Raw genomic sequence first — 15,201 nt, forward strand, 5'->3', positions numbered from 1 at the left:
TTTGCCCGCTACATGGATATTCAATTAGACGATACCGAACGCACTATTATAAATAAAGTAGCAGCAGCAGCGCAGCAACTCAACCAGGAAAGCTACCTCGTGGGCGGTTTTGTGCGGGATAAGTTATTAGGCCGTGCTACCAAAGACGCGGATATTGTCACCATTGGAGATGGTATTGAACTGGCCCATGCAGTAGCAGCATTATTTCAGCCCAGGCCGGAAGTGAACTATTTCAAAAATTTTGGTACGGCACATATAAGGGTTGCGGCACCCTCACCGGAAAAAAAAGACAACTTCTTTGATATCGAATTTGTAGGCGCCCGCAAAGAAAGTTACCGGCATAACAGCCGCAAACCGGAAGTGAGCCCCGGCACCCTGGAAGACGACCAGAACCGCAGAGATTTTACCATCAACGCGATGGCCATCAGTCTGAATAAACATGATTTTGGCAAATTGGTGGATCCCTTTTACGGGCAGCAACACCTGGAAGAAAAAAAGATCATTACTCCATTGGAGCCCGATCAGACCTTCAGCGACGACCCCCTGCGCATGATGCGGGCGATTCGTTTTGCTTCTCAGCTAAATTTTGTGATTGAGGAAAACACCTTGGCTTCCATCGCCAAAAACAAAGACCGCATCCGGATCATTTCGCAGGAACGCATCACCGATGAACTGAACAAAATTATTTTATCGGACAAGCCCTCTATTGGATTTGACCTGCTTTATAAAACCGGTTTGCTGAAAATTATTTTCCCGAAAATGACGGACCTATCCGGCGCCGAATTCAAAGAAGGCATCGGGCATAAAGATAATTTTTATCACACCTTACAGGTTCTGGATAATGTGGCCAGCACCAGCAACGACCTGTGGTTGCGCTGGGCGGCTATTTTGCATGATATTGCCAAGCCGGCTACCAAACGATTTGAAGAAGGCGCGGGGTGGACCTTTCACGGGCACGAAGTAGTGGGCGGCCGTATGGTTCCCAAAATTTTTGCACAGATGAAACTGCCGCAAAATGAAAAAATGCGTTTTGTAAAAAAACTGGTGGAACTGCATTTACGCCCGATCTGCCTGTCAAAGGAAGACATCACGGATTCTGCTATCCGTCGCCTGCTGTTTGATGCCGGCGAAGATTTTGATGCGCTGATGCTGCTCTGCGAAGCGGACATCACCAGTAAGAATAAAAAGAAGGTGCAACGTTTCCTGGAGAACTTTAAACTGGTACGGGAACGAAGCAAAGAGGTGGAAGAAAAAGATCATATCCGCAACTGGCAGCCTCCCGTTGACGGGCTGGAGATCATGCGGCTATTCAACCTGCAACCTTCAAAGCCGGTAGGCATTTTAAAAGATTCTTTAAAAGATGCCATCCTGGATGGAGCCATTCTGAATACGAGAGAAGCTGCGCTGGAGTTTTTGACGGTTAAAGCAAAGGAAATAGGGATCGGTTAGCGTCAATAAAAAATGCTCCCGCAGATTTGCGCTGATTATTTTCGCTGACGGGCGCTGATTCGTTTTATTCTGCGTAAGATCTGCGCTATTTGCGGGCAAATCTTAAATGAAGTCAGGACGGATTAACTCCATTGTTGTATCAGCATCTTCAGCTCCTCTTCAATAGTTCCCGATGGCATCGATGTACCTGCCCGCCGGTACCAATAGTTTGCATTCCATTCATCGCCTTCCACCCGATGCAGGTAGGCGTGCAACCGATCAAAATCTTTTGTTCCTTCATGATCCTGCGCAATATTGTGCGCCGCCTCCCAATCGCCTTTGGCGGCATACCACAGGCCGCATTGCAGTTCACTAAATGTTGCCGGGGGCACCTTCAATTGGAGTGATCGTTTAAATTCGATATCTGTCATAATAAGTATTAAAATAGGTGCAACAAAAATAAGACGCTGCTAGGAAATGATTCGCCGGGAAGGCGTAGAGACGGGAAGGACTTGTTTTCAATCGTTTCGGGTCAGATAATAAACGAGCATTAAAATTGATTTTAAGGGGTGTACCTACGGCACACCAAATGATACGCGGTCGTCACCCAGCTACCAATCGGTTGTTCCTATGGAACAAAACACGGAAGCCCGTACCCATTATATTCAAACTTTGTTTATGATTAACTATCTAGCAACGCACTGCTCTCTTCATCCAAAAACAGAACGACATTAGCGTGGCTTCTCAGAATAGTTGAAGGATAAAGCGGATCGATTGCTGCATGAAGTGTATTATAAACGGCACGGGCTTTTGAGGCCGCCGGCACCATACAATACAGGTATTTCCCCCTCATTAATGCGGGAATGGTAAGGGTTAAGGCCCGTCGCGGAACTGCTTCCAAAACCGCAAAGCATCCGTCGTTCACCTGCTGCTGCAAACAGGCAGCATCCAGGTCCACCACTTTTACCAGCCGGGGATCATTAAAATCCGCTACAGGCGGGTCATTAAAAGCGATATGTCCATTTTCTCCAATTCCCAGGCATACAATATCCGGCGGGTGTGCTGTCAGTAACTGTGCATATCGATCGCATTCTATAATCAGATCAGCCGCATTCCCATTTAAATAATGAACCGACTGGAACGGTGCCTTATCAAACAGCCGCTCCTTTAAAAAATTCCCAAACCCCTGCGGCGCGTCAGCCGGCAGGTCTACATATTCATCCATGTGCAAAGCCACAATACGCTCCCAGGGGATAGGCTGCCCAAGCAGGTGCGCCAGGAATTCATTCTGCGAAGGGGCGGCCGCAAAAATCATATTTACCGTATCTTTTTCGGAAAGAAGCTCATGTATTCTATCCGCCACCGCACCAGCCGCCGCCGCACCCATTGCATCCCTTGTTATATACCTTTTAATGATCAATGCATTGTTCTCTACGCTCATTATTCTCTTTTTGTTAGCCACTCAATTATATTGGAATAATTTGGACTAAATAATTATTCCTTTGTCGATTAGTCTGCTTCAGGCAATTCCAGCTTCCCTGCATCGTGCACCAGCCGCCCTCCTATAATCGTTTTAAGTATTGCAACAGACGGATCAAAGACAACAATGTCTGCCTGCTTTCCTTCTTCCAGACTGCCGGTCCATTCATGAACACCCATTAATTTGGCCGGAGTAGCAGTAGCCATTTTTACTGCATCCATGAGGGATACCCCCGCCAATGTGATCATATTCCGCACCAACCGGTCCATCGTAGCGATACTGCCTGCAAATGCAGACCGGTCGGGCAATTTGGCCACGCCATCTTCCAATAAAACAGGCAAACCATTTTTGCGGCTGCCCAAAATACTCCCGCTGCCCTGTGTACCTGCGCCGCGCATGGCGTCCGTGATCAATGCAATTTTATCAGCACCTTTTAGTTTATACACGAGTTGCAACAGCGGTGGCGGCAGGTGCACGCCGTCGGCGATTATTTCCACCGTCATTTCATCAATCAAATAAGCGCTTTCCACCACTCCGGCATAACGAAAAGCGTTCCTGCGGAAGACGCCAGACATCGCAGAATAGAAATGGGTAACATGCGTATAGCCGGCATCAAATGCTTGCACCACATCTTCATAACTGGCATTGGTATGTGCAATGGCCGGCATCACTTTGTGTTGCACCATATACTTCCCAAATTCAAGAGCCCCCGGTAACTCGGGCGCTGCACTCCACCGCGCTATGTGTTTTGCAGCAGCAAGCACTTCCCCGTATTCTTCGGGATCCGGATCCCTTATAAAACGAGGGTCTTGTGCACCCCTCTGTTCCATGGCAAAATAAGGGCCTTCTATGTGCAGGCCGATGAACTGTGCGCCATCATATCTCACAGGCTCTGCAGCATCATATAATCTTATTGTTTCCAGCAAATCTTCTTTACCGCAACTCAATGTCGTCGGGTTCATAGAAGTAGTACCATGTTGTGCATGCATTTGGGCAATGGCAACAAATCCCAGAGGATCGTTATCCATAAAATCATGATCGGCTCCGCCATGAACATGCATGTCGATAAACCCCGGTGCCACATAGTTTCCATGAACATCCATCTCCTGCAGATCAGGAAAATCAAGCATTTCGCCGGTAATGGCCTGTATCTTCCCATCAAGGACATACAAAGACTTCCCTTCCACAACCCCATCGGGTAATACCAGCTTGCCGTTTATGATCTTAAGCGCATTCAATTATTTTTCTTTTTATTAGATTTCCAGTTCCGGATCTTATGCCCGTACACTGCATAAATAATCAGGTATCCATAACAGGGAAGGAGCACCACATATGCCGCCCGCGGATTCCACACATCTGCAAGCCACCCATAAAGTAACGGCATAATAGCATTGCCACAAAGCCCCATGATCATGATAGATGCGCCCAGTTTGGTAAAACGGCCTAACCCGTCCAGTGCCAGTGGCCAGATGCCCGCCCATACCAATGAATTGGCTAATCCCAGCAAAACGAGGAACCAGATCGACAGGTCTGCCTGATGCCCGAACAGGGATACATTGCCTTTTGCCAAAAGGATCACTATTGAAAAAAGCAACCCCAGAAGGGTGCATACTTTTAACGCCGTAACCTGACTAAAAAATTTTGGTATACAAATAATCCCTGTTATATACCCGATAATAGTAGCCGTTAACGTATAAGAAGGAAAAGCTTTTGCTTCCAGCAAATTCATACCCATACTTCCGGCGTAATTGATAATGGTATCAATAGCCACAATCTGGGTGCCTACATGTATGAAAATAGCCAGGGCGCCCAATACCAGGTGGGGAAACTGGAAAATGGTATGCTTGCCCGAATTAGCCGTGGCAACTGCAGGAGGCTCATGCTCAGTGTCTATTTCAGGTAACGAAGAATAACGTACAAAAACGCCAAATACAAACAGTCCCAGTCCCACGACACTATAAGGCACTATTACACGCCGGATCAGCTCATCCAATGCGGTTGCTTTTTGTAAAGGATTCATAAGCGGGATCTGCCGGAATAGTTCCGCATCCGTAGTGCGCAGGATTACTGCCGCAAATATCAGCGGCGCCAGGATACCGGCGCCTTTGTTGCAAATACCCATGATGCTGATCCGCTGGGCAGCCTGCTCTTTCGGACCTAATATTGTTATATAAGGGTTGACTGCCGTCTGCATGATCGCCAGGCCGGTACCTAATAAAAATAGCCCGGTTAAAAATAACGCGTACGTACGCGCAAGCGCTGCCGGTATAAACATAAAAGCGCCGGCAGCCATGATCCATAGCCCCAACATCATCCCTTTTTTGAACCCGGTACGTTTTAAAAGAAAAGACGCCGGCACAGCAATAAGCAAATAAGAAATATAAAATGCCAGCGTCACAAAGTACGATTGGAAATGGGTCAATTCGCAGGCGATCTTGAAATAAGGTATCAGAATAGCATTTACCCAGGACACAAACCCGAAAATAAAAAACAGGAGGCCGATAATTATCAGCGACACCATCGTTTCCCGTCTACTTAAACCACCCGGTGCTATTATTTGCGTATCCGTCATTTTTCAGCTAATTTTTACATTATCGTTTACCTCATGGCTTATAAAACAGCCGTGTCCATCATCTATAAAAAGTTGAATGAGAACTCCCACAGGCTACGCAGATCGGTCCCCGGTGGCGAACCCACGCAGAGAAAAGACTTTAAGCCGGTGCTATTCTTCGTATTCAACGGGAGACAATCAAAAGGTATGTCAGGCATGATACAGCACTGATTATTATTATTATACTTTCGGTTCCCATCCCTTTTCATACGTACGGCTCCAAAGTTTCATCGCCCCGGGATCAGATAGGATATGGCCATTCTTCGAATCAGTGTGTAACAACCCTGTGGTGCGTTGCGCAATATTACCCAATTGCACCAACAACGTACTTTTAAACCCTCCCTCGATATCGGAATGCAGTGCCGCGCCTCCTTTTATGGCATCAAACATATTTTGAAAATGGAAGGCATCCAGCGTTTCCGCGGGATTGGAAAGATCAGTTGCTTTTACAGTTGCATCGCCTTTTACTTCTTTAATTAATTTGTTATCCAATCCATAAACATGATAGCTGTTCCCTGCATCTATTTGCAAAGAGCCTTTTTCTCCGTAAAACACGACTCCCACCGAACTGCCTTCGCTTTCTCTGCCGTTGGCGCTGCGGCCTTCCCATGTGATCATCGTTTTATTAGCAAATTCCAGGGTGATCATTTGTGTATCGGGGGTCTGCCAATCATCGGTAAATACCAGCCGTCCACCTGAGGACTGCACTTTAACAGGGTAATCCACCTGCAATCCCCAGCGGGCAAGGTCTACCATGTGGGTACCATTATTCAGCGCTTCACCGGTACCCCAATGCCAGAACCAATGCCAGTTGTAATGAAGCAAATTGTCCTTATAAGGCATCCTCGGAGCCGGCCCCTGCCACAGATCATAGTTCAGCCAGTTAGGCACCGCAACCACTTTCCCCGTGCCAATAGGCTTACGGCTATTCGCATACCATGTTTTTGCATAATAGGGCCGCCCGATAATACCGTCATGAATTTCTTTAATGGCCTGCGCAACATTGGGCCAGGACCGGCGCTGGTTGCCCATTTGAAGTACCTTTTTGTATTTTTTTTGAGCGGCAACCAACAGTTCTCCTTCATGGGGGTTATGACTGCAGGGTTTTTCCAGGTATACATGCTTCCCCGCCTGCATCGCCAGCAGGGCGGCCGGCGCATGCCAATGATCCGGCGTAGCCACTACCATTATATCCAGATCCCTGGCTTCCAAAGCCCTTCTGAAATCGGGTTTCGCGACAGGCTTCAACTGCTGAATGGCTTCCACGCGGCTGATACATTTATCCGCGGCACGCGTATCCACGTCTGAAATATAGCGCACCGCTGCATTAGGTTGTTTGGCAAAGTTGCTTGCCAGTGCAAGACCCCGGCTGTTTACCCCCATTACCCCAATCGCAAATCGTTCATTAGCCCCCCAAATGCTTTTATAACTCCGGGCACTAAAGCCGGGAAGTACGCCGCCCATGCTTACGGCTGCGGAACTTAAAACAGCCTTCTTTATAAAGTCCCGTCTCGATTGATTTTTTTGCTGATCCATAAATATTTTTTTTATATCGTTTGCTTCAGGAACCGTTCTTCTTTGATTAACTATTTTAATAGCCTTGTGGAATACCGGTTTCGAAAAAATGAATGAGCCGCGGCAGCAAGGGATCATAGCCGGCAAAAAGGCCTGATGGCAACAGCAATCGTTGTATCACCGGATCAATCCCGGTTAAAATTAGATATGATCTTTCCAATATCGCAAACGAATCGCGCAATCTTTGTTTCAAAAAACGCAGGATTCATTAAATCCGTGCAAATTTTTTCTGATATGCCGTTGGCGTGTATCCCTTAGCCTTCTTAAAAATACGCGAAAGATTGCGTGCATCGTTAAAACCAGACTGAATGGCCAGATCCAGTAATGGCACCCCTGGCCGGGCGAACAGAAGATCGGCAAAATATTCAATCCTTCGCCTTAATATAAATTGATAAAGCGAAACGCCCATTTCATTTTTAAATTTGGTTTCAAGGTTCCTTCTCGACAATGGCACTCTGCGCGTAAGCGTCGCAATAGGAATGGGTGTGGTAAATGAGGCTTCAATATACTGCAGGACTTCGCGGATATGTTCATTTGCCACATTGTATTTTTCTGTGGACTTTCTTAACTCAAACCTGACAGGGTTTATAATAATATTATGAGGCAATGTGCGCTCTTTTGTTACCAACTGATGCAAAACCCGCCCGGTTTCGTACCCGCCCCATTCCACATCTAAAGCTATCGAAGAAATAGGAGGATCGGATAGATTACAGATCAGGTCATCATTATCTACTCCAAGCAATGCCAATTCATTCGGAACAGCAATATTGTTCAGTTTACAGGCCAGCGAAACCTGCAGGGCGAAATGGTCATCACAAGCAAACAACGCCACAGGTTTGGGCAATGAAAGTAACCACTGATCCAATTTTTCATGACTGCTGCTCCATTCTTCGCCGTTCAGCGTTTCCGTTTCAAAGTAAAAGTAGTTCCCCTTATTCTTTTCCACTTCCTTTTTATATCCCTCGGCGCGCTCCATAGACCATACGACTCCTTTGTTTCCATAAAAAGCAAAATTGCAATAGCGCCGCTGCAGGAAGAATTGCGCGGCCATACGGCCTGTCCCCCTGTAATCACCGGTGAGATTTGAAAAATCCTGACTACGTTTTTTATAGTTTTGCGTCATTACAGGAATACCGAGACATTTAAGAAAACCAGTCTCTTCATGATCGCCCTGCGCGATAATGGCATCCGCCTTCCACTCCCGGGCCCATTTCAATATCCCTTCTTCTCCGTTAAGGGTTTTATAATAGGAAGGCAGCCGGTAAAACAACCACGGGCCATGATCTTTGGAGTATTGTACCAGTCCCCGAAGCAGACGCCGGCTGAATTTACTGGAATGATCAATCAATAATAAAACCCTGATCATTGAGATTATTTAATGCTGAAGGATCATATTCCGGACAAGCGCCTTTTTGGGTCGCTATAAAAGACCCCAGCCTGCAGGCAAATGCTAATGCTGCTTCCGGGCTGTTTTGTTTTTGCAGTTGGGATAAGAACCCTGCCAGGAAGGCATCGCCACTGCCTACCGTATCTACCACTTCTACTTTAAATCCCGGATGTTCATAATAGCTCCCGTTTGCAAAATAGGCTGCTCCTGCTGCGCCACGTGTAACAACAGTATCTTTTATCGAAAATTTTTCGCTCAAGGCAGCAGCCTGCTCCCACATCGTTCCTGTAAAACCATACCATCCGCAAACCAGTTCCAATTCATTTTCGTTGAGCTTTAAAATCGTCGCCTCGTTTAATAAGGCTTCTATTGTATGCTGGTCAAAATGGGGTGGCCGCAGATTAATATCCAGCACCTTTGTTTTGGCCAGCGGCAATAATTCAAATAAGGTTTTGCGGGAGTGTCCGTTCCGTACGGCCAGACTTCCAAATATCAATAAATTGGTTTGTTCAACAATTTCAAGGACTGATGCCGTGGCATCTATAAAGTCCCAGGCAACAGGAAATACAATATCATACTGCATTTCATAATTGGCGCCGGGTGTAGCCAATACTTTACCGGTAGAATAGGCCACATCGGTCTGAATAAATGCCGTATCTACCTGATGTTCTTTCAAAAACCGGATCAGCCCCTCTCCCTCTTTATCTGCGCCTCTTTTTGAAATAACACCCGCAGACAAACCCAGTTTATTCAGATGATAGGCCACATTCATGGGAGCACCTCCGGGCACAGCTCCATCTGGCAATACATCCCAAAGGATCTCTCCGAAACAAATAGCTGTATGTTGTGTCATGCTATGTATTTTTAAAATTCAGAAAAAGCCAGTGTTATATTAATTGAAAAATATCGTATAATGTCTGTTGCCACGAAGACACGAAGGCGCAAAGAATAATTGCCTAGTGGCTTTGTGTTTTTGTGGCCTGATAAAATGTATTTGATATAGCACTAGTATAGCCCAAAAGCTGCCATTACCGGTGCAGCCTTGGAAGCTTTAATCGTTACCCGCACTTTACCAGTCGTTACCGGGTCAATTTTTAAAATACGTTTATACCCGATCGTTGTTTCATCGGCCACCTGCTTCCAGTTGCCCTTATCAAAAACTTCTACGGTAAAACTTTTCACCCGTTGCCCCAGGGGAATGTATTCCTGCAAGACTACATATTTAATTTCTTTGGGTACCGGCAATACTGCTTCAAAGCTGGCGCCGGTAATACCATCATCCGTAGCCCAATAAGTCTTTTCATTGCCGTCGATCATTTTTGCGCCGTTATACGCGGCAGCATTTCCCCTTGTATTACTTGTGGTGATCTTAGCACCTTTTGCAAGGTTGTGGGTTAGCCGTTCATCGAGCAATTTCTTAAACCCGTAAAGCGACTGCACATCTTCCGGATGAAATGCCCCGTTCCGGTCGGGGGGAATATTCAGCAACAAATTAGATCCACGTCCTACAGAGGTAAGATATACATCGAATAGCTGTTCGGGTGTTTTTACTTTACTGTCTTCCGAAGCGTGATAAAACCAACCCGGACGAATAGAAACATCCACTTCCGCAGGGATCCATTTGGTGCCGTCTGCCGATCCTGTATTCAATAATTTTTCAATCCCCGCTTTGCCTGCATACAGTGTATCCGGCGTAATTGTGTTCCAGTTGGTTCTACCGGCCTGCCCTCTTTCGTTGCCTACCCAACGGATATCAGGCCCTGCATCACTAAAAAACAGTACATTAGGTTGTATGCTACGCACCATTTTCAAGGTTGTGGGCCAATCATAATATGTAGCGCCGTTGATCTTTCGTTTTTCTCTTTTTCCCCCATAGTAGCCGTCACCACCATTTGCCCCGTCAAACCACATTTCAAAAATCGGTCCGTAATTGGTAAACAGCTCTTTCAACTGGTTACGGTAGTAGGTAATATAGGAGGGAGTGCCATAATCAGCCCGGTTACGATCCCAAGGCGATAAGTACACTCCAAATTTCAATCCCGCTTTCCTCGCTGCATCACTTGCCTCTTTTACAATATCACCCTTTCCGTTTTTCCAGGGACTGTTTTTCACTGAATGATCTGTGTATTTGCTCGGCCACAATGTAAACCCGTCGTGGTGTTTGGTAGTAAGGATCATGGCTTTAAAACCCGTCTGTTTCAGTACGGTAGCCCATTGCGTTGCATCTACTTTTGTGGGATTAAACACTTTGGGATCTTCATCGCCATAGCCCCACTCTTTATCCGTAAAAGTATTGGTCGTAAAATGAATGAAAGCATAGGTTTCCAGTTTATGCCAGGCCAACTGGTTCGCCGTTGGCACCGGATACACGGGCGCCGGCGGTTTTACATTTTGCGCCCCGGCCGTTATGGCGATCCCTAAAAGGGAACTTAGTAATAATTTTCTCATTATTTTATTTTTATTAACCTTTCACAAATGAAAATGCCAGTGCGGGATTTTCTTTGTTGTTTTTCAATTTGGATGGAACCTGTATGGTTACCTTGCCCCCCGCTACAGACCATTTTGCCTTTTCACCGGTGGCAACAGCTTTTACAACCGATCCTTTTGCAGGTATATTCCCCTCCCACTCAACAACGTCCGGAACGGCGTTATTCTTAACCAGATGAATAGCAAATTCCGTTTTGCCTTCTTTTGATTGCACAAAATAAGTATCCCCGCTTTTGTAATTATCAATAGCGCGCGTGTTATAAATTGCGGCGCCGTTTGCATTGACCCATTTTCCTATTTCCTGCAAACGTGCCACAGATTCTTTTGTAAGCATGCCATCCGGCTGGGGGCCAACACCCAATAATAAACTTCCGCCCTTGGCCACCACTTCCACCAGCGTGTGGATCACTTTTGCCGCTGGCTTCAGCTTATCGCCGGGAACATAGCCCCAGGCATTCCCCAGCGTCATACAACTTTCCCAGGGGTTGTTGAGTTTATGATCCGGCACCCGTTGCTCAGGTGTTTGATAGTTCTCATAGGGACCATGCACGGTACGGTCTACCATCAGGATCCCCGGTTGCGCTTCACGCGCCATTTTAGCGATCCGGGGCATATCAATGTCCTGACCGGTTTCGGGGATCTTGGCGCCCCAGGAACGCACTTCTGCATTCACGGTTTCAATAGGACGCACCCAGCCGCCATCCAGCCAAAGAATATCCATGCTGCCATAATTATGCATCAACTCGCTGATCTGGTTGTATACAAAATCTTTGAACTTTTGCCAGCGCCAGGGGAATTTTTTAATATTGTAATTCACGTTCCGGTCGGGCGTGGCATACATGGGCCACCAGTAATTTTCATTATGCCAGTCGGGTTTGGAAAAATAAGCGCCGATCATAAACCCCTGTTTGCGGAAGGCATCAAAAACATATTTTGCCACATCTGCCTTTGGATTTGCGGCGAAGGGGCCATTAGATATTTTAAAATCAGATTGTTTGGTGTCGAACATATTAAAACCGTCGTGGTGCTTGGTCGTAAATACCACATAGCGCATCCCTGCTGCTTTTGCTGCGCCGGCCCATTGATCCGGATCGAAATGCACGGGATTGAAATCTTTTTTAAGCCCCCAATACCATTTTTTATAATCAGGATAAGCGATGGTGCTATCGCGCCCGATCCAGTCTTCGGAGCAAATGGACCAGGACTCCACGATCCCCGGTACCGCATACAGTCCCCAGTGAATGATCATCCCGAATTTCTGATCCTGCCAGTGATCCAGCTTCTGTTTTACCAGGGGATCTGTTGGCCACTCATAAACGGTCGACTGTTGGTGCACGCCTTCTTCCTGTGCCCCTACCCTGTAACACCAAAAAGTGCATACAGCAAACAACAAAAAAAATCTATTCATTTTTGTCATAAAGCAATACATTTTCTATAGCAACAAGGCTTATTCCGCCAACCATTTTTCGATCTGCCGCAGGTCTGCTGCAGATAATTTCAATTGCATGGCCCCGGCGTTTTCTGCCGCCTGCCGGGCATTCCGGGCGCCAGCCAGCGCTGCCGCAACTGTTGGCTGACGCACTACCCAGGCCAATGCTAGTTGTGCAATTGTTGCATTATAACCTGCAGCCATTTCAGTTAGATGATCCGTTAATTGTGCTACCTTTTTCAGATCAAATTGCTTAAAGTAGTTATTCCGGTGATCATCCTCATGTAGTTGATACGCGCTATTGTATTTACCTGTCAGCAGTCCGCGCTCCATGGGGCTATAGGCAATTATTGAAAGCTCATGCTGCTGCGCATAAGGCACTACCTCCTGTTCTATTTTTCTTTTAAGCATGCTGTAGGGCACCTGGTCTGATGCCAGCCGTACTGTTTTTTCTGCTTCTTCCAGTTGCGCTCCGTTATAATTACAAACACCGATGGCTTTTACTTTTCCTTCTTCCAGCATGCGCTGCATCGCTTCCATCGTTTCACTGATCGGCGTGGTACTGTCGGGCCAGTGCAACTGGATCAGGTCTATATAGTCCGTCTGCAGGCGTTTCAAGCTCAGTTCCACTTCCTTTATTGCATTGTCATAACCCCCATAGCGATAAATGCTTCTTACCACACCGTCATTATCCTTACGTTCAAAGGCAAAATCACCTCTTACTTGATCCCATACCATACCAAATTTGGTTAGTATTTGCAGCGAGCTCCGGTCGTAGCCTTTTATTGCTTTTCCTACCAGCTCTTCGCTATAGCCCATGCCGTAAACAGGCGCGGTATCAATAGAAGTAATGCCATTATCAATTGAAGCTTTTATGGCGGCCAGCGAATCGGCTTCTTCATTACCGCCCCACATGGCGCCGCCTATGGCCCAAGCGCCCAGTGTTATGGGTGTTATAGCAAGTGTGCTTGTTCCCAGTTTATTTCTCATCTTAATACTATTATAAATGAACTGACGGAAGGTACAACCATTTTTATGAAAATCATCTCCCGGTTAACGGGAATATATAAGACGTATAAACTGTCGAAAGCGATGCAATTGCTACAACGCAATACGCAAGGGCCTGTGAGGTTTTTGTCATGATGGAAAAGTTAAACCTCACAGGTCTTCGCGGCTTTCGGTGCTGGCGGTTAAGCAAAAAACTCCGCTGTTTGAATTCCGGATACCCGATTATCAATTTTAGCTGCCGAAACAGTATCTTCGCTGCGAAAATAAAATCACTACACCATGCATAAGTACAAACGGGTTTTGTTAAAACTTTCAGGCGAATCGTTGATGGGAAATAAAAATTTCGGAATGGATTCTGAAGTTATTTCCCAATATGCCCGGGAGATAAAAGCAGTTACCGACTTAGGTATTGAAGTGGCCTTAGTGATCGGCGGTGGTAATATTTACCGGGGGATGAACGAGGTGGAAACAGGGATAGAACGCGCCCATGGCGACTATATGGGCATGCTGGCTACCGTTATTAACGGAATGGCCCTACAGGCAGGACTGGAAAAGATCGGCCTGTTTACCCGTTTGCAAAGCGCTATTAAAATGGAACAGATCGCCGAACCCTATATCCGGCGCCGCGCCATACGCCACCTGGAAAAAGGACGGGTGGTTATTTTTGGTGCCGGCACGGGCAACCCCTATTTCACAACCGATACAGCAGGTTCTTTACGTGCGATCGAGATCAATGCGGATGTGATCCTGAAAGGCACCCGTGTAGATGGTGTTTACACCGCAGATCCCGAAAAAGACCCTACCGCTACAAAATATGATGAAGTCACCTACCAGGAATGCCTGACAAAAAACCTGCGCATTATGGACATGACAGCTTTTACCCTTTGCATGGAGAACAACCTGCCGATTATCGTTTTTGATATGAACCAGGAAGGGAACCTGAAAAAACTGGTTGAAGGGGAAAAGATCGGGACATTGATCCGTTAACAGCTACTTTATGAATGGGTTCCAATTCAATACTGATAAGTTTGATTTCTGGCCCGTTTATGAGGCTATAAAAAAGTACTACCCCATTGGAGTGGAGGCTGCGCCGAAACTCTATCATTCCTATCCCGGGCAGATTGCGTTAGCAAATATTGTGATCGACAGAGTCCACAATGACGAAAATTTTACGTCCCTCTGGAGAAGTGTGGAAAATAAGCTGAAACAAAGCACCGGTAAAGAAATTATTGGTACTACTTACGGGCAGGATTTTTGCTACAGTGCATCGCTGATAGTCGATACGGAGACCCATAACAATTTTACACATAGAAAGCTACTGCACTTTTTTGTAAGTTTCCTGGGGCCTTTTTATTCAATTATTGGCGAAAGCCAAAATGAATTGGTAATGCCACAGAAGGACAAAGTTCCTTCCAGGTATTGCTCAACCAATTACCTGGTAGCTTCACCGCATGATGAATTTGCCGCATTATTCAATACGGTAGAGCAAGCTGTTGAAGCGGCATTTGAAAACTATAAGTTTGTTCCTTACTGGATCAATGAACAAGAAATAACCGGGTTATATCTGCATCATCAAAATGAGAATAAAAGCCCGACGGTTTTTAATGCGCTTTTCAATGATCATATCGACCTCAGGAAGCAGCAGTACCGCCAGCAGGGAGACCCCTGTTACAGACACGAGGACTGGATTAAGCCGGGCTACGATACTTCCCAAGAGGGCCACTGGACCGTACATCCCCCGCTAAGCGCTCTGACAGGCACAGTTGATAAAGCACCGGGAGGTTAAATGTATCCGC

General features: G+C 46.4%; 13 protein-coding genes. 3 read left to right on the forward strand and 10 right to left on the reverse strand.

Annotation, left to right across the window (positions count from 1 at the left end; translation table 11 throughout):
- Positions 1 to 12 precede the first annotated feature (12 nt).
- Complete coding sequence (locus NIASO_RS11650) at positions 13 to 1,449, forward strand: CCA tRNA nucleotidyltransferase (RefSeq protein ID WP_008586015.1); 1,437 nt, start codon at positions 13 to 15, stop codon at positions 1,447 to 1,449.
- A gap of 122 nt (positions 1,450 to 1,571) precedes the next feature.
- Here the strand turns inward: NIASO_RS11650 and NIASO_RS11655 are convergent, their stop codons facing one another.
- From NIASO_RS11655 to NIASO_RS11700, 10 genes are all read right to left on the reverse strand, one after another.
- A complete protein-coding gene (locus NIASO_RS11655) occupies positions 1,572 to 1,859 on the reverse strand; it encodes a hypothetical protein (protein ID WP_008586016.1) in 288 nt (95 codons plus the stop codon).
- Positions 1,860 to 2,110: 251 nt separating this feature from the next.
- Positions 2,111 to 2,869 (reverse strand): 6-phosphogluconolactonase, encoded by a 759-nt coding sequence (locus NIASO_RS11660; RefSeq protein WP_008586017.1) that lies wholly within the window; start codon positions 2,867 to 2,869, stop codon positions 2,111 to 2,113.
- A gap of 68 nt (positions 2,870 to 2,937) precedes the next feature.
- On the reverse strand, positions 2,938 to 4,146 hold the full coding sequence (gene nagA / locus NIASO_RS11665; protein ID WP_008586018.1) for an N-acetylglucosamine-6-phosphate deacetylase: 1,209 nt from the start codon (positions 4,144 to 4,146) through the stop codon (positions 2,938 to 2,940).
- Entirely contained in the window at positions 4,143 to 5,480 is a 1,338-nt protein-coding gene (locus NIASO_RS11670) for a sugar MFS transporter (RefSeq protein ID WP_008586019.1), read from the reverse strand. Before NIASO_RS11670 ends, nagA begins: the two co-directional genes overlap by 4 nt.
- Before the next feature lie 219 nt (positions 5,481 to 5,699).
- Positions 5,700 to 7,055, reverse strand: coding sequence for a Gfo/Idh/MocA family protein (locus tag NIASO_RS11675; protein ID WP_008586024.1), 1,356 nt, complete (start codon positions 7,053 to 7,055; stop codon positions 5,700 to 5,702).
- A gap of 247 nt (positions 7,056 to 7,302) precedes the next feature.
- On the reverse strand, positions 7,303 to 8,460 hold the full coding sequence (locus tag NIASO_RS11680) for an AraC family transcriptional regulator (RefSeq protein WP_008586026.1): 1,158 nt from the start codon (positions 8,458 to 8,460) through the stop codon (positions 7,303 to 7,305).
- Positions 8,435 to 9,334 (reverse strand): carbohydrate kinase family protein, encoded by a 900-nt coding sequence (locus NIASO_RS11685; protein WP_008586027.1) that lies wholly within the window; start codon positions 9,332 to 9,334, stop codon positions 8,435 to 8,437. Before NIASO_RS11685 ends, NIASO_RS11680 begins: the two co-directional genes overlap by 26 nt.
- Before the next feature lie 152 nt (positions 9,335 to 9,486).
- A complete protein-coding gene (locus tag NIASO_RS11690) occupies positions 9,487 to 10,929 on the reverse strand; it encodes an alpha-L-fucosidase (RefSeq protein ID WP_008586029.1) in 1,443 nt (480 codons plus the stop codon).
- A gap of 13 nt (positions 10,930 to 10,942) precedes the next feature.
- Positions 10,943 to 12,376 carry an alpha-L-fucosidase gene (locus NIASO_RS11695; RefSeq protein WP_052356686.1) on the reverse strand — a complete coding sequence of 478 codons (1,434 nt, stop codon included), beginning with the start codon at positions 12,374 to 12,376 and terminating at the stop codon, positions 10,943 to 10,945.
- Between the two features lie 39 nt (positions 12,377 to 12,415).
- On the reverse strand, positions 12,416 to 13,387 hold the full coding sequence (locus NIASO_RS11700; RefSeq protein ID WP_008586033.1) for an aldo/keto reductase: 972 nt from the start codon (positions 13,385 to 13,387) through the stop codon (positions 12,416 to 12,418).
- A gap of 297 nt (positions 13,388 to 13,684) precedes the next feature.
- Here NIASO_RS11700 and pyrH point away from each other — a divergent pair, with 297 nt between their 5' ends.
- Together pyrH and NIASO_RS11710 are read left to right on the forward strand one after the other, a co-directional pair.
- On the forward strand, positions 13,685 to 14,392 hold the full coding sequence (pyrH, locus tag NIASO_RS11705; protein ID WP_008586035.1) for a UMP kinase: 708 nt from the start codon (positions 13,685 to 13,687) through the stop codon (positions 14,390 to 14,392).
- A gap of 10 nt (positions 14,393 to 14,402) precedes the next feature.
- On the forward strand, positions 14,403 to 15,191 hold the full coding sequence (locus NIASO_RS11710; RefSeq protein WP_008586036.1) for a hypothetical protein: 789 nt from the start codon (positions 14,403 to 14,405) through the stop codon (positions 15,189 to 15,191).
- Positions 15,192 to 15,201 lie beyond the last annotated feature (10 nt).

Source organism: Niabella soli DSM 19437, assembly GCF_000243115.2.
Taxonomy (GTDB): Bacteria; Bacteroidota; Bacteroidia; order Chitinophagales; family Chitinophagaceae; genus Niabella; species Niabella soli.